At 70.6% G+C, this 17961-nt stretch carries 14 protein-coding genes; 10 read left to right on the forward strand and 4 right to left on the reverse strand.

The annotated features are described in order from the left end of the window. The first annotated feature begins 91 nt into the window (after positions 1–91). From WQO_RS33815 to WQO_RS33845, 7 genes are all read left to right on the forward strand, one after another. Positions 92–1447, forward strand: coding sequence for an FAD-dependent oxidoreductase (locus WQO_RS33815; protein ID WP_010056274.1), 1356 nt, complete (start codon positions 92–94; stop codon positions 1445–1447). A gap of 43 nt (positions 1448–1490) precedes the next feature. After that, on the forward strand, positions 1491–2870 hold the full coding sequence (locus tag WQO_RS33820) for a nucleotide disphospho-sugar-binding domain-containing protein (protein ID WP_058954233.1): 1380 nt from the start codon (positions 1491–1493) through the stop codon (positions 2868–2870). Continuing rightward, complete coding sequence (rfbB, locus tag WQO_RS33825; RefSeq protein ID WP_010056278.1) at positions 2867–3865, forward strand: dTDP-glucose 4,6-dehydratase; 999 nt, start codon at positions 2867–2869, stop codon at positions 3863–3865. The genes WQO_RS33820 and rfbB overlap by 4 nt, the downstream gene beginning before the upstream one ends. A 43-nt stretch (positions 3866–3908) precedes the next feature. Continuing rightward, complete coding sequence (locus WQO_RS33830) at positions 3909–5474, forward strand: MFS transporter (protein ID WP_010056279.1); 1566 nt, start codon at positions 3909–3911, stop codon at positions 5472–5474. 82 nt (positions 5475–5556) lie between these two features. Beyond that, positions 5557–6867, forward strand: coding sequence for a phenylacetate--CoA ligase family protein (locus WQO_RS33835; RefSeq protein ID WP_010056280.1), 1311 nt, complete (start codon positions 5557–5559; stop codon positions 6865–6867). Continuing rightward, positions 6836–7045 carry a DUF6052 family protein gene (locus tag WQO_RS33840; RefSeq protein WP_010056281.1) on the forward strand — a complete coding sequence of 70 codons (210 nt, stop codon included), beginning with the start codon at positions 6836–6838 and terminating at the stop codon, positions 7043–7045. The genes WQO_RS33835 and WQO_RS33840 overlap by 32 nt, the downstream gene beginning before the upstream one ends. Positions 7046–7085: 40 nt before the next feature. Next, positions 7086–8669, forward strand: a complete 1584-nt coding sequence (locus tag WQO_RS33845; protein WP_010056283.1) for a 4-hydroxyphenylacetate 3-hydroxylase family protein — start codon at positions 7086–7088, stop codon at positions 8667–8669. Between the two features lie 73 nt (positions 8670–8742). Here WQO_RS33845 and WQO_RS33850 read toward each other — a convergent pair whose 3' ends face one another. Both WQO_RS33850 and WQO_RS33855 read right to left on the reverse strand, forming a co-directional pair. Next, entirely contained in the window at positions 8743–9579 is an 837-nt protein-coding gene (locus WQO_RS33850; protein ID WP_029181881.1) for an alpha/beta fold hydrolase, read from the reverse strand. A 221-nt stretch (positions 9580–9800) separates the two neighbouring features. Then, a complete protein-coding gene (locus WQO_RS33855; protein ID WP_010056287.1) occupies positions 9801–10223 on the reverse strand; it encodes an SgcJ/EcaC family oxidoreductase in 423 nt (140 codons plus the stop codon). 226 nt (positions 10224–10449) lie between these two features. On the opposite strand from WQO_RS33855, the gene WQO_RS33860 reads away from it, so the two are divergent. From WQO_RS33860 to WQO_RS33870, 3 genes are all read left to right on the forward strand, one after another. Next, complete coding sequence (locus WQO_RS33860; RefSeq protein WP_029181882.1) at positions 10450–11775, forward strand: MFS transporter; 1326 nt, start codon at positions 10450–10452, stop codon at positions 11773–11775. A 68-nt stretch (positions 11776–11843) separates the two neighbouring features. Then, entirely contained in the window at positions 11844–13223 is a 1380-nt protein-coding gene (locus WQO_RS33865; RefSeq protein WP_010056290.1) for a condensation domain-containing protein, read from the forward strand. Between the two features lie 44 nt (positions 13224–13267). Then, the gene (locus tag WQO_RS33870; protein ID WP_010056291.1) at positions 13268–13549 is read left to right on the forward strand and encodes a phosphopantetheine-binding protein; all 282 of its coding nucleotides are present in this window, start codon (positions 13268–13270) and stop codon (positions 13547–13549) included. 102 nt (positions 13550–13651) lie between these two features. Here the strand turns inward: WQO_RS33870 and cmdF are convergent, their stop codons facing one another. Next, on the reverse strand, positions 13652–15265 hold the full coding sequence (cmdF, locus tag WQO_RS33875) for a tyrosine 2,3-aminomutase (RefSeq protein WP_010056292.1): 1614 nt from the start codon (positions 15263–15265) through the stop codon (positions 13652–13654). Positions 15266–15336: 71 nt separating this feature from the next. After that, positions 15337–17853 (reverse strand): AMP-binding protein, encoded by a 2517-nt coding sequence (locus tag WQO_RS33880; RefSeq protein WP_158514078.1) that lies wholly within the window; start codon positions 17851–17853, stop codon positions 15337–15339. Between the last annotated feature and the right edge of the window lie 108 nt (positions 17854–17961).

Raw genomic sequence — 17961 nt, forward strand, 5'->3', positions numbered from 1 at the left:
GTGACGGGCGACGTGACGATGCAACGGTCCGAGGCCCGGTTGCCCGGACGACGGCCCACAGAGCCATCGGAGCAACGGAGGCGGACCGCAGATGACCAAGCACGCCCGTGACCGCGCGGTAGTCCTCGGCGCAGGGATGGCGGGGCTGCTCGCCGCGCGCGTCCTGTCCGAGACGTACAAGGAAGTGCTGGTGATCGACCGGGACCGGTTGGGCGGCACGGAGCAGCGCCGCGGTGTCCCGCACGGACGCCACGCCCATGCGCTGCTGGCCAAGGGACAGCAGATCCTCAACGAACTCTTCCCCGGACTCGACACCGAACTCACCTCGGCCGGAATCCCCGCCGGGGACATCGCCGGGAACCTGCGGTGGTACTTCAACGGCCGCCGGCTCCAGCCCTTCGACACCGGGCTGATCAGCGTCTCGGCGACGAGGCCCGAGCTGGAGTCCCACGTGCGCGCACGGGTCGCCGCGCTGCCACAGGTGAAGATCATGGACGGGTGCGTGATCCGGGGCCTGACCGCCTCGGCCGACCGCAGCCGCGTCACCGGTGTCGAGGTGGTCGACGAGTCGGGTACGGACACCCCGACGCGCCTGGAGGCCGACCTCGTCGTCGACGTCACGGGGCGCGGCTCGCGGACTCCCGCCTGGCTGGAGGAGTTCGGATACGAGCGGCCCGCGGAGGACCGCTTCAAGATCGATCTGGCGTACACCACGCGCCACTTCAAGCTCAAGGAAGACCCCTACGGCACGGACCTGTCGATCAACCCGGTGGCATCGCCGAGCAACCCGCGCGGCGCGTTCTTCCCCCGGCTCGCGGACGGCAGCTCCCAGCTCTCCCTCACCGGAATCCTCGGCGACCACCCGCCCACCGACGACGAGGGCTTCCTGGCGTTCGCCAAGTCGCTTGCCGCGCCGGAGATCTACCGGGCCGTCCGCGATGCCGAACCTCTCGACGAACCGGTCACCTTCCGCTTCCCGGCGAGCGTCCGCCGCCGTTACGAGAGGCTGCGCCGTTTCCCCGGCGGGTTCCTCGTCATGGGCGACGGCGTGTGCAGCTTCAACCCCGTCTACGGCCAGGGCATGACGGTCGCCGCCCTGGAGGCCGTGGCGCTGCGGGACCACTTGCGCGACGCCCCGGACCCCGACGCCCTGCGCTTCTTCCGGCGTATCTCCACGGTCATCGACGTTCCGTGGGACATCGCCGCCGGAGCGGATCTGAACTTCCCCGGGGTGGAGGGCCCCCGCACCATGAAGGTGAAGATGGCCAACGCCTACATGGCCCGCCTGCACGCAGCGGCAGCCGTCGACGGCGCGGTGACCGGGGCGTTCTTCCGGGTGGCCGGGCTGGTGGACCCCCCGCAGGCCCTGATGCGCCCCTCCCTCGCCCTGCGGGTCATGCGCAACTCCTCGGCGAAGCCGTCGGTCCCTTCGGGCGCCGCCGTATGACCGCGCGGCCCGTCCGGGGCGGCTGCCGGGGCCAGGAGCCGACATGCGGGTGATGATCACGGTGTTCCCGGCGCGGGCGCACTTCCTGCCGCTGGTGCCCTATGCCTGGGCCCTGCAGAGCGCGGGCCACGAGGTATGTGTCGTGGCGCCCCCGGGCTATCCCACCGGGGTGGCCGACCCCGACTTCCACGAGGCCGTCACCGCGGCCGGCCTGAAGTCGGTGACCTGCGGGCAGCCGCAGCCGCTGGCGGTCCACGACCGCGACGACCCCGGCTACGCGGCGATGCTGCCGACCGCGGCGGAGTCGGAGCGCTACGTGGCGGCCCTCGGGATCAGCGAGAAGGAGCGCCCCACCTGGGACGTCTTCTACCACTTCACCTTGCTGGCGATCCGCGACTACCATCCGCCGCGGCCGCGGCAGGACGTGGACCAGGTGATCGAGTTCGCCCGGATCTGGCAGCCCGATCTGGTGCTGTGGGACGCCTGGTTCCCCTCGGGCGCGATCGCGGCGCGGGTCAGCGGCGCCGCGCACGCGCGGGTGCTCGTAGCCCCCGACTACACCGGCTGGGTCACCGAGCGGTTCGCCGCCGCGGGCCCCGCGGCGGGGGCCGACCTCCTGGCCGAGACGATGCGGCCGCTGGCCGAGCGGTACGGCGTGGAGGTCGACGACGATCTCCTGCTCGGACAGTGGACGGTCAATCCGTTCCCGGCGCCGATGAACCCGCCGACCCGGCTCACGAACGTTCCGGTGCGCTACGTGCCCTACACCGGTGCCAGCGTCATGCCCGCGTGGCTGTACGCGCGGCCGTCGCGGCCGCGGGTGGCGCTGTCGCTCGGAGTGTCCGCGCGGGCGTTCCTCAAGGGTGACTGGGGGCGTACCGCCAAACTGCTGGAAGCGGTCGCGGAGCTGGACATCGAGGTGATCGCCACGCTCAACGACAACCAACTGGCGGAGAGCGGGCCGCTGCCGGACAACGTCCACACCCTCGACTACGTACCGCTCGACCAGTTGCTGCCCACCTGCTCGGCCGTCATCCACCACGGATCGACGGGCACCTTCGCCGCGGCGAGCGCGGCCGGGCTGCCCCAGGTGGTCTGCGACACCGACGAGCCCCTCCTGCTCTTCGGCGAGGACACCCCCGACGGCATCGCGTGGGACTTCACCTGCCAGAAGCAGCTCACCGCGACGCTCACCTCCCGCGTGGTCACCGACTACGGGGCGGGGGTGCGCGTCGACCACCAGAAGCAGTCCGCCGGACAGATCCGTGAGCAACTACGCAGGGTGCTCACCGAACCTTCCTTCCGCGAGGGCGCTCGACGGATCCGGGAAGACCGGAATTCCGCCCCCAGCCCGGTCGAACTCGTATCGCTCCTGGTAGAACTGACGAAGCGTCATCGCCGTGACAAGGAGGCGGACCGATGAGGATGCTGGTGACGGGCGGAGCGGGTTTCATCGGCTCGCAGTTCGTGCGGGCCACACTGCACGGCGAGCTGCCGGGTTCCGAGGACGCCCGGGTGACGGTCCTGGACAAGCTGACGTACTCCGGCAATCCGGCCAACCTCACCTCCGTCGCGGCCCATCCGCGGTACACCTTCGTCCAGGGCGACACCGTCGACCCGCGCGTCGTCGACGAGGTGGTCGCCGGCCACGACGTCATCGTCCACTTCGCGGCGGAGTCGCACGTGGACCGCTCGATCGACACCGCCACCCGGTTCGTCACGACCAACGTGCTCGGGACCCAGACGCTGCTGGAAGCGGCTCTCCGGCACGGGGTCGGCCGGTTCGTGCACGTGTCGACCGACGAGGTCTACGGGTCGATCGCCTCCGGCTCATGGACCGAGGACACCCCGCTCGCCCCCAACGTCCCCTACGCGGCGTCGAAGGCGGGTTCGGACCTGATGGCGCTCGCCTGGCACCGCACCCGGGGCCTGGACGTCGTCGTCACCCGGTGCACCAACAACTACGGTCCCTACCAGTACCCCGAGAAGGTGATCCCGCTCTTCGTCACCAACATCCTCGACGGCTTGCGGGTGCCCCTGTACGGGGACGGCGCCCACCGCCGGGACTGGCTGCACGTGTCCGACCACTGCCGGGCCATCCAGATGGTCATGAACTCCGGCCGGGCCGGGGAGGTCTACCACATCGGCGGCGGCACCGAACTCTCCAACGAGGAACTCACCGGCCTGTTGCTCACGGCGTGCGGCACCGACTGGTCCTGCGTGGACCGGGTGGCCGACCGGCAGGGGCACGACCGCCGCTACTCGCTCGACATCACGAAGATCCGGCAGGAACTGGGCTACGAGCCCCTGGTCGCCTTCGAGGACGGCCTGGCCGCGACGGTGAAGTGGTACCACGAGAACCGTTCGTGGTGGCAGCCGCTGAAGGAAGCGGCCGGCCTCCTGGACGCCGTCGGCTGACGGCAGCCACCGCTAGGAACACCCCAGGAAAGGAGCCACCTCCGTGACAGCAGTCAAGGAGCCGACGTCCCGCGCAGGACGGCGGGAGTGGATCGCTCTCGTCGTCCTCTCCTTGCCCACGATGCTGTTGATGCTGGACATCAACGTCCTCATGCTGGCCTTGCCGCAGTTGAGCGAGGATCTCGGCGCGAGCAGCACGCAACAGCTGTGGATCACCGACATCTACGGATTCGCGATCGCCGGCTTCCTGGTGACCATGGGCACCCTCGGCGACCGGATCGGCCGCCGCAGGCTCCTGCTCGGGGGCGCGGCCGTCTTCGCGGTCGTGTCCGTCGTCGCCGCGTTCTCCGACAGCGCGGCGATGCTCGTCGTCAGCCGCGCCGTGCTCGGCGTCGCCGGGGCCACGGTGATGCCCTCGACGCTCGCGCTCATCAGCAACATGTTCGAGGACCCCAAGGAGCGGGGCACCGCCATCGCCATGTGGGCGAGCGCCATGATGGCCGGAGTCGCCCTCGGGCCCGCCGTCGGCGGCCTGGTCCTCGCCGCGTTCTGGTGGGGATCGGTGTTCCTCATCGCCGTTCCGGTGATGCTGCTGGTGGTGGTCACCGGCCCCGTGCTGCTCACCGAGTCCCGCGACCCGGACGCCGGACGGCTGGACCTGCTGAGCGCGGGGCTCTCCCTCGCGACCGTGCTGCCGGTGATCTACGGACTGAAGGAGCTGGCCCGGACCGGGTGGGACCCGCTCGCCGCCGGCGCGGTGGTCCTCGGCGTGATCTTCGGCGCGCTGTTCGTCCAGCGCCAGCGGCGGTTGGCCGACCCCATGCTGGACCTCGGCCTCTTCGCCGACCGCACCCTGCGGGCGGGTCTGACGGTCAGTCTGGTCAACGCCGTCATCATGGGCGGGACCGGACTGATGGTCGCCCTGTACCTCCAGACGATCGCCGGTCACTCCCCGTTGGCCGCCGGGCTGTGGCTGCTGATCCCGGCCTGCATGCTCGTCGTGGGCGTACAGCTGTCGAACCTGCTGGCCCAGCGGATGCCCCCTTCCCGGGTGCTGCTGGGGGGACTGCTGATCGCGGCCGTCGGACAGCTCCTGATCACCCAGGTGGACACCGAGGACACCGCCCTCCTCATCGCGGCCACCACCCTGATCTACTTCGGCGCCTCACCGGTGGGGCCGATCACCACGGGCGCGATCATGGGAGCCGCGCCCCCGGAGAAGGCGGGTGCCGCCTCGTCGCTGTCCGCCACCGGCGGCGAGTTCGGAGTGGCGCTCGGCATCGCGGGCCTGGGGAGTCTGGGCACCGTCGTGTACAGCGCCGGGGTCGAGGTGCCGGACGCGGCCGGGCCCGCCGACGCCGACGCCGCGCAGGAGAGCATCGCCGGCGCCCTGCACACGGCCGGTCAGCTGGCACCGGGCAGCGCCGACGCCCTGCTGGACTCCGCGCGCGCGGCCTTCACCAGCGGCGTGCAGTCCGTCGCCGCCGTCTGCGCCGTGTTCTCCCTGGCGCTCGCCGTCCTCATCGGCACCCGGCTGCGGGACATTTCCGCGATGGACCACGGGCACGGCGAGGAACCGGCCGAGAACGACGCTCAACCGGCCACATGAGCGCACTTCCGGAGATGCAACGGCCGCCGTCGAGGTATGAGGATCACCTTCCGGGGTGCACCTGCACGGCAACGGAGGCGTAGTGGAGTACTGGAACAGCACGGCGGAGACCATGCCCCGCCAGGAACTCGAACAGTGGAAGTGGCGCAGGCTCCAGGCCGCCATGGACCACGCCAGAAGGCTTTCGCCCTTCTGGCGGGAACGACTCCCCGAGAACATCACCTCCATGGCGGACTACGCGGCGCGGGTGCCTCTCCTGCGCAAGGCCGACCTCCTCGCCGCGGAAGCCGCGTCTCCCCCTTACGGCACCTGGCCCTCGCTGGATCCGGCGCTCGGAGTGCGCCATCACCAGACCAGCGGCACCAGCGGTAACCCCCCCATCCGGACGTTCGACACCGAACGCGACTGGGCCTGGTGCGTGGACACGTTCTGCACGGCGCTCCACAGCATGGGCGTGCGCCCGCACCACAAGGGTCTGGTGGCGTTCGGCTACGGGCTGTTCGCCGGTTTCTGGGGCATGCACTACGGCCTCGAGCGCATGGGCGCCACGGTCATCCCGGCCGGCGGCCTCGACTCCCGCTCCCGGGTACGGCTGCTGGTCGACTACCAGATCGAGGTGCTCGGCCTCACACCGAGCTATGCGATGCGGCTGATCGAGACGGCCCGCGAGATGGGCATCGACCTCGCCCGCGAGGCTAACGTCCAGATCATCCTGGCCGGGGCGGAGCCGCGCTCCGCGTTCACCACCCGCACCATCGAGGAGGCCTTCGGCGCCCGGGTCTTCAACGCCGCGGGCACCACTGAGTTCGGGGGGGTGTTCATGTTCGAGTGCACCGCCCGGCGCGAGGCCTGCCACATCATCGAACCCTCGTGCATCGAGGAGGTGCTCGACCCGGTGACGGAACAGCCCGTCGGCTACGGCGAGGAGGGCGTCCGAGTCACCACCGGGCTGAACCGTGAGGGGATGCAGCTCTTCCGGCACTGGACCGAGGACGTCGTGGTCAAGCGGCCCCACACCGAGTGCGGCTGCGGCCGGACGTGGGACTTCTACGACGGCGGCATCCTTCGGCGCGTGGACGACATGCGCAAGATACGCGGGGTCTCGATCACCCCGGTGATGATCGAGGATGTGCTGCGCGGCTTCGACGAGGTGAACGAGTTCCACTCGTCCATCCGGACCGTCCGCGGACTCGATACGATCCACGTCAAGGTCGAGGCGGGAGACATCTCGGGTGAGGCGGCCGAGAGCCTGTGCGGCCGCATCACCGAGGAGTTCAAGCGTGAGATAGGCATACGGCCCCAGGTGGAGCTGACCCCCGCGGGCAGCCTCCCCCGATCGAAGTGGAAGGCGGCACGACTTCATGACGAGCGCGAACTCGCCCCTCAGGCCTGAGCAGGTGGAGCAGCTCCTGGTGAGCTACCGGAGCCTGGGCCTGCTGGAGCAGAGCTGCGCGGTCCCGGCCGTGCTCGCCGCGGTCAGGGCCGCCCGTGCGGAACTCCGTATCGCCCTGGACGGCCAGGGCGTGGAGTTCGAGTACTACCGGGGGCACGACGACAGCCTCGTGGCCTGAACCCACCCCCGGTCCGCCGGGTCAGACGAAAGGGAGACCGGTGCCCCACGGTGCAGAGCGCGAAGCGAGCCCGGCCGAGGAGAGCGCCGGCACCCGGCCGCTGACCGGCGAGGAGTATCTGGAGAGCCTGCGGGACGCGCGGGAGGTGTACCTCGACGGCAGCCGCGTCAAGGACGTCACCGCGCATCCCGCGTTCCACAACCCGGCCCGGATGACGGCCCGGCTGTACGACAGCCTGCACGACCCCGCCCAGAAAGCGGTCCTGACGGCGCCCACCGATGCCGGTGACGGTTTCACCCACCGCTTCTTCACCGCACCGCGCAGCGTCGACGACCTGGTCAAGGACCAGGCCGCCATCGCATCCTGGGCGCGCAAGAGCTACGGCTGGATGGGGCGCAGCCCCGACTACAAGGCGTCGTTCCTCGGCACGCTGGGGGCCAACGCCGACTTCTACGAGCCCTTCGCGGACAACGCCCGGCGCTGGTACCGGGAGTCGCAGGAGAAGGTGCTGTACTGGAACCATGCCTTCCTTCACCCGCCGGTCGACCGCTCGCTGCCCGCCGACGAGGTGGGCGACGTCTTCATCCACGTCGAGCGGGAGACCGACGCGGGCCTGGTGGTGAGCGGGGCCAAGGTCGTCGCGACCGGATCGGCCCTCACCCACGCGGCGTTCATCTCGCACTGGGGACTTCCCATCAAGGACCGGAAGTTCGCCCTGGTGGCCACCGTGCCGATGGACGCGGACGGCCTCAAGGTGATCTGCCGTCCCTCCTACTCCGCAAACGCGGCGACCACGGGCAGCCCGTTCGACAACCCGCTGTCCTCACGGCTGGACGAGAACGACGCCATCCTCGTACTCGACCAGGTGCTGATCCCCTGGGAGAACGTGTTCGTCTACGGCAACCTGGGCAAGGTACATCTCCTCGCCGGACAGTCCGGGATGATCGAACGCGCCACCTTCCACGGGTGCACCCGGCTCGCCGTGAAGCTGGAGTTCATCGCCGGGCTGCTGGCCAAGGCGCTGGACATCACCGGGGCGAAGGACTTCCGCGGTGTGCAGACCCGGCTCGGAGAAGTCCTGGCCTGGCGCAACCTCTTCTGGTCACTGTCGGACGCGGCGGCCCGCAACCCCGTCCCCTGGAAGAACGGCACGCTCCTGCCCAACCCTCAGGCGGGTATGGCCTACCGCTGGTTCATGCAGATCGGCTACCCGCGGGTCCTGGAGATCGTCCAACAGGACGTGGCCAGCGGCCTCATGTACGTCAACTCCTCCACGGAGGACTTCCGCAACCCCGAGACCGGCCCCTACTTGGAGAAGTACCTCCGGGGCAGCGACGGCGCAGGCGCCGTCGAGCGTGTCAAGGTGATGAAGCTGCTGTGGGACGCGGTGGGATCCGACTTCGGCGGCCGGCACGAACTCTACGAGCGGAACTACTCCGGGAACCACGAGAACACCCGGATCGAGTTGCTGCTGTCGCAGACGGCGAGCGGCAAACTGGACTCGTACATGGACTTCGCCCAGGCATGCATGGACGAGTACGACCTGGACGGCTGGACCGCTCCCGACCTGGAGTCGTTTCACGCGATGCGTTCCGCCTCCCGCGACCTTCTCGGAGGGCTGTAGTTCCCCGACGGTGTACTGCGGCCCCCGGACGCGATGTCCGGGGGCCGCAGTACACCGTCGGGGCGGCTGGTGCTCAGCCGCGCAGGAATCCGATGAGCTCGGGGGCGAGCTTCTTGGGCGCCATGGCGACGGCACCGTGGTTGAGCCCGTTCAGGGTGCGGTGGCTCGCGTCGGGGAGGACTCCGGTGAGTTCCTTCGCGGCACGCTGGAAACCGTCGGGGCTCTTGGAACCGGTCAGCACCAGGGTCGGGGCCGACGCCGCCGACCACGGCTCGGCGGGGAGCGGCTTGCCCTGCTGGGTGTCGCCCATCACCGCGATGTCGTAGGGAAGCGTGTTGGCCAGACCCTTGAGGTTGGACCAGACACCGGGCATCAGGCGCATGGCGCCGACCATGAAGGAGGGCATGCCCTGTGCCTTGACCATGAAGGCCTTGACCGCGTCGCTGCGTCGGTCCTCCGCCAGAAGGCTGTCGATCTGACCGCCGAAGCCGGCGGGCGGGCCGAAGCCGTCCGAGGTGACGGAGAACGGCGGCTCGTAGACCGCGAGCTTGTTCACCTTCAGGCCGGCGGCGGCGGCTCGCAGGGCGAGCACCGCGCCGGAAGAGCTGCCGAACAGGGAGGCCGAACCGCCGACCTGGTCGATCAGCGCCGCGATGTCCTCGATCTCGCGCTCGACCGCGTACGCCGGACCGTCGGCGCTGGCGCCGCGGCCCCGACGGTCGTAGTTGACGACCGTGAAGTGCTCGGCGAGGAGACCGGCGAGCTTCTTGGCGTCGGAGCGGTCGGCCAAGGCGGAGGCCACCAGGATCACCGCCGGCCCCTCGCCCGACTTGTCGAAGGCGATCGTGGTGCCGTCGGCCGATACCGTCGTTGATTCCACCTTGGCTGCTTTCTCACGGGTTGAAGACATAGCTTCCCTCAGATCACATTGTGGGGCGTGCTGCCGACAGTGGAGACCGGCGTCCGGAGGAAAAGTAATCGGTCCTGCCAGAATTGGGGGTTCCGGAGGGCACGCCGACCGCTGCACGACGGCGCGCCCCGACCTTCCGGACATTGTCGTGCCCTCAGATGTGTTTCGCATCTTCAGGAGTGCTCAGTGATCCGTGAGGTGAGAAAGGGACGGTGGTCCGGTCAGTCGTTGCCGCGCGGGCTGTTCTGGTAAGCGGCCAGACGCCACTGCCCGTCCTGTTCGACGGCCAGCCAGGAGGCCCGGACGGCGCCGTCGCCGCTCGCCTCGGTCTCCCCCGGGGCGAGGATGCCGCCCTCGGTGATGAGCAGGGCGATGCCGTCGCCGAGCAGGCGCGCGTCGATGGGGCTGCCGATGACACGGGTGCCCTTGTACGGGCCCGCGAAGGCGGCCGCCATGTGGGTGCGGATGTTCTCGCGGCCCTTGCGGAAGAGGCCGGGGAGGATCATCGTCCCGTCCTCGGCGAAGACGTCGGCGAACCGGTCGGCGTCGTGGTCGGCCCAGGCGGCCACGATGCGCGCCGGCAGAGCGGCTACCGCTGCCAGGGCGGCGTCGGGAGCGGAGGTGGTCGAGTCGGTGCTGGTCATATCGCGGTTCCCGTCCGTTGGTTGGCGGTTTCGGCACGGCCCGCAGCCCTGCCCGAGCCCGACGCTGGCAGGCGGCCCCGTCATCAGGCATCTCCTGCGTTGCGCCCCACGCCAGTCACTTCACGGCCAGAACAAGTCGCGCATTCTGGAAGAAGCTGAGGCCCGCGACCCGGTGCGACGATCTGCGGTGTCACGGAGTTCGCACACGTTTACGCACGGAGGCTCGATGCCCGCTGTCAATGGATCGGTGCAGTCAGGCCAGTCGCACCGACGCTCCGTCGTGGCGACGGTGGTGGGCAACTTCGTGGAGTCGTTCGACTGGCTCGCCTACGGGCTCTTCGCTCCTCTCTTCGCGGCTCAGTTCTTCCCCTCGTCCAACCAGTTCACCTCCCTGCTCGGCGCGTTCGCGGTCTTCGGCACGGGCATGCTCTTCCGGCCGATCGGCGGGGTCCTGCTGGGCCGCCTCGCCGACCGGCGCGGCCGGCGCCCCGCCCTGATGCTGGCGATCGGACTGATGACCGGCGGCTCGACCCTGATCGCCGTCGTCCCCACCTACGAGCACATCGGGATCCTCGCCCCGCTGCTTCTGCTGCTCGCCCGGCTCGCCCAGGGAGTCTCCTCGGGCGGGGAATGGACAGCGGCGGCCACCTACCTGATGGAGATCGCGCCGAAGAACCGCCGGTGCCTCTACAGCAGCCTCTTCTCCGTGACGACCATGGCGGGCCCCTTCGTCGCATCGCTGCTGGGCGCGGGCCTCGGCGTGTGGCTGGGAACCGCGACGATGGAGGCCTGGGGCTGGCGGGTGCCGTTCCTCCTCGGCGGCGTCTTCGGCGTGATCCTGCTGTTCCTGCGCCGTCGGCTCACCGAGACCGAGGTCTTCCGCCGGGAGGTGCGGCCCCGGGCCCGGCGCGGCTCACTGGGCCAGCTGATCGGAGCCCACCGCCCCCAGGTGCTGCTGGCCGTGATGCTGGTGGCCGGACTGGGCGTCATCGGCGGAACGTGGTCGACCGCGGTCCCGGCGATGGGCCACCGTCTGATCGGCTCGCAGACGATGTTCTGGGTGGTGGTCTGTGTGACCGGCTCGGTCATCCTGCTGCAGGTACCCATAGGGCTGCTCGCCGACCGGGTGGAACCGGGCAGGTTCCTGATCGTCTCCAGCGTCGTCTTCGCCGCTGTGGGCTCGTACGCCTACCTCACCGTCCAGGACTCCTTCGCGAGCCTGGCGTTCACGTACAGCACCGGAGTGATCTTCCTCGGCTGCGTCACCATGGTGCTGCCGAAGATGCTCTCCAGAATCTTCCCTCCGCAGATACGCGGCCTGGGCATCGGGCTGCCGCACGCCTCGACCACCGCACTCCTCGGCGGGGCGGGGCCACTGCTGGCCGCCTACTCCGACGAGCGAGGCGCCTCGGGCTGGTTCATCGCCGCCGTGATGGCCGCGGTCCTGCTCGCCTGGCCGGCCACCCTGTGGGAGCGACGGCTGTTCCGCGCCCGGACGGCCCCGGGAAGCGAGCCGGTTCCCGAATCCGCCGTCGCCCGCCCCGTCGGGTGACCGTCCGCACTTCTGCATCCCGTCCGGCACCGAGCGCCGGCGACCTTCCCGACTGAGAGGTTGACATCATGACGACGTCCGACACCACCGACCGGTCCCAGGACGGCGTGCCGCCGCTCTCCTTCCACCAGGAGTTCCTGTGCATGTTCGACAGCGGGAACGACGGCGCCGACGTGGGGCCGTTCGGCCCCATGTACCACATCGTCGGAGCCTGGCGGCTGACCGGCGGGATCGACGAGGAGACCCTGCGCGAGGCGCTGGGTGACGTCGTCGTGCGCCACGAGGCCCTGCGCACATCGCTGGTCCGCGAAGGTGGCACGCACCGGCCGGAGATCCTGCCTGCGGGGCCCGCCGCGCTGGAGGTCCGTGATCTCGGCGACGTCGACGAGTCGGAGCGGGTGCGGCGCGGTGAGGAACTGCTCAACGAGGTGGAGTCGACCGGTCTGAGCGTGCGGGAGCTGCCCCTGCTGCGGGCCGTGCTCGGACGCTTCGACCAGAAGGACGCGGTGCTGGTCCTCATCGCCCACCACACCGCCGCGGACGCCTGGGCCATGCACGTCATCGCCCGCGACCTGCTCAACCTGTACGCCGCCAGGCGCGGGAACCCGGTTCCCCCGCTCCCCGAGCCGGCCCAGCATGCCGAGTTCGCCCGCTGGGAGCGCGAGGCGGCCGAGGCACCGCGGGTCGCGGTCTCGAAGGAATTCTGGCGCAAGCGCCTCCAGGGCGCGCGGATCATCGGGCTGGAGACGGACATACCGCGCTCGGCGGGGCTGCCCAAGGGCACCGCGTGGCAGCGCTTCGCCGTACGCGGGGAACTGGCCGACGCCGTGGTGGAGTTCTCACGGGCCGCCAAGTGCTCCCCGTTCATGACCATGTTCGCCGCCTACCAGGTGCTGCTGCACCGCAGGACGGGCGAGCTGGACATCACCGTGCCGACCTTCTCCGGGGGGCGCAACAACTCGCGGTTCGAGGACACCGTCGGTTCCTTCATCAACTTCCTGCCGCTGCGTACCGACCTCTCCGGATGCGCATCCTTCCGCGAGGTCGTGCTGCGCACCCGCACCACCTGCGGAGAGGCGTTCACCCACGAGCTGCCCTTCTCCCGGCTGATCCCGGAGGTGCCGGAGCTGATGGCGTCGGCGGCCTCCGACAACCACCAGATCTCCGTCTTCCAGGCCGTGCACGCGCCCGCGTCCGAGGGGCCCGAGCAGGCCGGGGACCTGACGTACTCGAAGATCTGGGAGCGGCAGCTGTCGCAGGCGGAGGGCTCCGACATCCCCGACGGGGTGCTGTGGTCGATCCACATCGACCCCTCGGGCTCCATGGCCGGCAGCCTCGGGTACAACACCAACCGCTTCAAGGACGAGACGATGGCGGCCTTCCTGGCCGACTACCTCGACGTGCTCGAGAACGCGGTGGCCCGGCCGGACGCCCCCTTCACCTCCTGAGACAGTTCCGGCGGCGGCGAACCCGCCCGAAGAAAGGAAAGCCAGTGTCCACCGTTTCCGACACAGCGGCCGGCTCCTCCCTGGAGGAGAAGGTCACCCGGATCTGGACGGGTGTTCTCGGCACGTCCGGTGAGGAAGGCGCGACGTTCATCGAGCTCGGAGGGCAGTCGGTCTCGGCCGTGCGCATCGCCACGCGTATCCAGGAGGAGCTCGACATCTGGGTCGACATCGGCGTCCTCTTCGACGACCCGGATCTGCCTACCTTCATCGCGGCGGTCGTCCGGACGGCCGACGCCGCGGGCGGCGAGGGCTCCGGAACGCAGTGAGACTCGCCGGGCGCCGTCTCCCCGCGGCGCCCGGTTTCACATGGCTGAGGCGGTTCACCCGGTACCGGGTGAACCGCCTCAGCCATGTGAAACCGGGCCTGGTCAGCGCAGCTGGATGTCCGTCTCCCGGGCGATCGCCCGGAGGAACTCGCCGCGGGACAGCGCGTCGGCGACCAGCTCGATGTCGTCGGCCATGTACCGGTCGACGCCCAGCGTCGGAACCAGCCGGCGCACCGCTTCGTACGTGGCCTTCGCCGCCGGGCTCAAGCCGTCGAACCGGCCGGAGATGTCGACCGCCTGGGCGGCGGCCAGGTACTCCACCGCGAGGATCTTGTTGTTGTTCGACAGGACCCGGCGGGCGTTGCGGGCCGAGATCAGGCCCATGCTCACCACGTCCTGGTTGTCGCCGTTGGACGGGACGCTCTGGGTGCTGGCCGGGCCGATCGTCCGGTTCTCGGCCACCAGTGCGGTGGCCGGGTACTGGGCGCCGGCGAATCCGCTGTGCAGCCCCGGGTCCCCGGAGACGAGGAACTCCGGGAGGCCGTAGCTGAGGTGCCGGTTCAGGACCCGGTTGATCTGCCGCTCGGCCAGGACGCCGAGCTGGGTGAGCGCGATGGTCACGAAGTCCATCGCGAACGCGATCGGCTGACCGTGGAAGTTCGCCCCGTGGAAGATCTCCTTGCCCTCGAAGAAGAGCGGGTTGTCGTTGGCCGAGTTGAGCTCGATGCGCAGCTTGTGCCGCGCGTGGTACAAGGTGTCGCGCACCGCCCCGACGACCTGGGGGATGGCCCGCAGCGAGTAGGCCTTCTGCAGGTAGATCTCCGAGCGCTGGACGTCCTTGCCGGCCTCCTTGTCCTTCTGGAGTTCTCGGCGCAGGTCGGCGTGCTCGACCGTCAGTCCGCTGCCCCGCATCAGGGCCCGCATGTTGGCGGCGGTGTCGATCTGGCCCTCGTGCGGGCGGGCTATGTCGTGCCCCTCCGCGAGGAAGGGGCTGGTCGATCCGCGTACCGCCTCGATGAGCAGAGCCGTCACGATCTCGGCCTGCTGGGCCTGCTCCAGGGCCCGTCCGACGACCAGGGAGCCCAGACCGGTCATCCCGGACGTGCCGTTGATCAGTGCGAGGCCCTCCTTGAAGCGCAGTTCGAGCGGCTCGATGCCCCGCTCGGCCAGCACCTGGGCGGTCTCCACCGGCCGTCCGTCGCGCAGGACGTAGCCCTCTCCGATGAGGGTGCTCGCGACGTGGGAGAGGGGAGCCAGGTCGCCGCTCGCCCCGAGTGACCCGATCTCGGGTATGGCCGGGGTGATGCCCTCGTTCAGGTACTGCGCGAGGCGTTCGAGGATGATGGGGCGCACCGCGGAGTGGCCCTTGGCGAGGGTGTTCAGCCGGGCGGCGACGATCGCCCGCGCCTCGTCCTCGGCGAACAGCGGACCGACTCCCGCGCTGTGGCTACGGACGAGATTGGTCTGCAGTTCGACTTCCTTCGACTTGTCGACCTGCATGTAGATCATCTCGCCGTACCCGGTGGTCACCCCGTAGATGGGGATGTTCTGTTCGGCGATCCCTTCGAAGATCTCCCGGCTCTTCTGGGCCTTCGCGATGGATTCGGCCGGTACGTCGACCGTCGCGCGTTCCTCCGCGACGCGGCGTACGGCTTCGACGGTCAGGGTCTCGCCGTCGACGGAAACCGGGACGATCTCGGTCTCGACTTGAGTCAATGCCATCACTCCATGGGTAGCGGCCGAGGCCGGTGTACGACAGGTCAGGGGGTGGGTTCGTGAGGCGCGGCTCAGCGGGTGAGCCGGGAGCGGTCCACCTTCCCCGCGGCGTTGCGCGGCAGGCGTGAAGTCAGGCGGGTGAAGACGGCGGGCAGTGCGAGGGGGCCGAACTGGCCGCGCAGATGGGAACGCCAGGCCCGGATGTCCGCGCGCACGTCCTCCCGGCCCTCTCCTTGTGGCACCACGTACACGGCGAGGCGGGTCACCAGGCCCTGGCCGTTGACGTGGGGGAGGACCGCGCACTCCAGGACCGAGGGGTCACGGTTCAGCGCGGCCTCGATCTCGGTGAGTTCCAAGCGGTTCCCGAACAGCTTGACCTGGAAGTCCTTGCGGCCCCGGAATTCCAGGGCTCCGTCGAACCGTACCCGCGCCAGATCCCCGGTCCGGTACCACCGGTCACCGTCCGGGGCGAGGCCGGCGAGGGGCGCGAACAGCGCGCTGTGGTCCGGGCCGCCCTCGACGGCGAGATAACCCGGCGTCACGTACGGGGAGCGGATCACCAGTTCGCCGGTGACGCCGGCGGGGCTCGGCCGGTCGTCCGCGTCCACGACGAGTACCTGGCGGCCGGGGAGCGGGTACCCGATCGGGGCCGGGCCCGTGACCGGCCCGGTGATCTCGTGCCAGGTCGCGGCGATCGTCTCGGTGGGCCCGTAGAGGTTGATCAGGCGGGTCCGGGGCAGGGCCGCGCGCAGTCCGTCCACGAGTTCGCCGGGCAGCGCCTCGCCCATCAGGAGCAGGTGGCCCAGGGTGCCGGGCCGATCGCCCGGGTCGGAGGCGGTGATCACTCCCAGGAGGTCCCGGGCGAAGCTGGGCACGGTCTGGAGATGAGTGATCCGCTCCTGGACGAGCCACGGCACCAGCTTGTCGGGGTTCACCCTGACGCGCTCCGGCACCGGACACAGCGTCCCGCCGGCCACGAGCGTCGCGAAGACCTCGGCCAGCGCCGGGTCGTGCTCCGGGGAGACCCACTGCGCCACCCGCGCGCCCGGCCCCATCGCGAACCGTTCGCCCATCCAGCCCGCGAACTGGCCCAGCGCGGCATGCGACTGGGCGATCCCCTTGGGCCGCCCGGTCGAACCCGAGGTGAACGCCACGTAGGCCAGGTCTGCCAGGCCCGGCCCCGCCGCGGTCGTCGCGTCCGGGCCGGCGGCGGGTCGAGGGCCGAGCACAGAGGAGGCGTCCAGCAGGGTGGCGCCCGGTTCACCGGCGTACCAGAGCGCCAGCGGATCCTCCTGCGGATCGCCGTCGAGGACCAGGCACGCCGGGCGCAGATCGCTGAGCATCGACCGGTGTCGTTCGCCCGCGCCGTCCGGAGCGAACCACGCCAGGTGGGCGCCCGCCTCCAGGACTCCCAGCAGCACCGCGATCCGGCGGGCGCCCGGCTGCATCCGCACCGCCACCGGCGAGCCGTGCCCCGCGCCGGCCGCGGTGAGGGCCGAGGCGACGCGGGCCGCGTCCGCGGTCAGTTCGGCGTAGCTTGTGCGCGTGCCGCCGAACGAGACGGCGACACCGTCGTGTTCCGCGTGGCGGCGGACCGAGGCGTGCACCGGCCGCGTCATGTCCCCGCCGGACGCCCGGCGGTCCGAAGCGCGCAGGGCGTGGTCCCGGTGGCGGTCGTCGTCCAGCGGCAGAGCGCCCACGGGTGTGTCCGGATCCGTGGTCGCGGCGGTCAGGAGGACGGCCAGCTGATCCAGCATCCGCCGGGCCGAAGCGGGCTCGAACAGAGCTTCGCGGTACTCCAGGTAGCCGGTGACCGAGGGCGCGGTGTCCTGCAGCACCAGGGTCAGGTCGGCGGCGGCAGTGCCGTTGTGCACGGACAGCCGCCTCACCTCGGCGCCTGGTATCCGCAGGCCCGGCCGCTCCTCGTGGACGAACACGGCGTCGGCCCCCTCGATCCGGCACGGCCCGGGGGCCGGGGCCGGCGTCGTGTGCAGCAGCTCCCGGAAGGCGGTGGCCGGCGTGCCGTCGTCCTGTCCGGCGTAGCGCTGGACCAGGGCTCGGAATCCGGCCAGCACCACGGCCGCGGCGGTGACCCCTTCCGCTTCGGCGAGCCGGGCCGTACGGAAGCCGAGGTCCGGACTCCAGCCGAAGGCGACGGTGCTCCCCGCGTGCGAGGGCAGGTGCGGGCGGTTCCGGTCGGCGGGCAGGACCTGTCCGGAGGCGGTCGCCGAAGACTCCTCGCTCCCGGGCGCCCGGGGCGTTTGCGGCGCGGGCGCAGTGGGAGGCCGGCCGCCGGTGGTGACGGCGAGGTACGCGTTCGACAACGCGGCCGGCAGGGGCCCGGACGGCCCGTCCCAGGCTCCGGAGTGCGAGGCCACCAGGAGAAGCAGGTGCGCGCGTGGGCCTCTGCGGGCGATGTGGAGCCGTGCGGGCGCGTCACCCTCGGCGAAGGGACGGGCCGCCCAGCGAGCGCAGAGTTCCTCCTCCCCGCACTCCTCGTCGGCACTCGGCCCGTCCACGGCGGCCCCGTCTCCGGCGGCGGCCCGCCAGGCCGTCCGCAGGGCCTCCAGGTCGAGTCCGCCGCTCACGTGGTAGGCCGCGTACGGGTGCAACACCGCAGATCCGGAGGCCGGCGAAGGCCCCCGGTCCGGCTCGGTCACAGTCACGTCATTCGCCACGACGCCCATCTTGGGGCG

This window comes from Streptomyces globisporus C-1027, assembly GCF_000261345.2.
Lineage (GTDB): Bacteria > Actinomycetota > Actinomycetes > Streptomycetales > Streptomycetaceae > Streptomyces > Streptomyces pakalii.

Excerpts from the sequence above, each read along its gene's own strand:
- WQO_RS33860 (WP_029181882.1), top strand. The coding sequence starts at position 10,450 with ATGCCCGCTGTCAATGGATCGGTGCAGTCAGGCCAGTCGCACCGACGC.
- WQO_RS33840 (WP_010056281.1), top strand. The coding sequence starts at position 6,836 with ATGACGAGCGCGAACTCGCCCCTCAGGCCTGAGCAGGTGGAGCAGCTC.
- WQO_RS33855 (WP_010056287.1), bottom strand. The coding sequence starts at position 10,223 with ATGACCAGCACCGACTCGACCACCTCCGCTCCCGACGCCGCCCTGGCA.
- WQO_RS33820 (WP_058954233.1), top strand. The coding sequence starts at position 1,491 with ATGCGGGTGATGATCACGGTGTTCCCGGCGCGGGCGCACTTCCTGCCG.
- WQO_RS33865 (WP_010056290.1), top strand. The coding sequence starts at position 11,844 with ATGACGACGTCCGACACCACCGACCGGTCCCAGGACGGCGTGCCGCCG.
- rfbB (WP_010056278.1), top strand. The coding sequence starts at position 2,867 with ATGAGGATGCTGGTGACGGGCGGAGCGGGTTTCATCGGCTCGCAGTTC.
- WQO_RS33815 (WP_010056274.1), top strand. The coding sequence starts at position 92 with ATGACCAAGCACGCCCGTGACCGCGCGGTAGTCCTCGGCGCAGGGATG.
- WQO_RS33850 (WP_029181881.1), bottom strand. The coding sequence starts at position 9,579 with ATGTCTTCAACCCGTGAGAAAGCAGCCAAGGTGGAATCAACGACGGTA.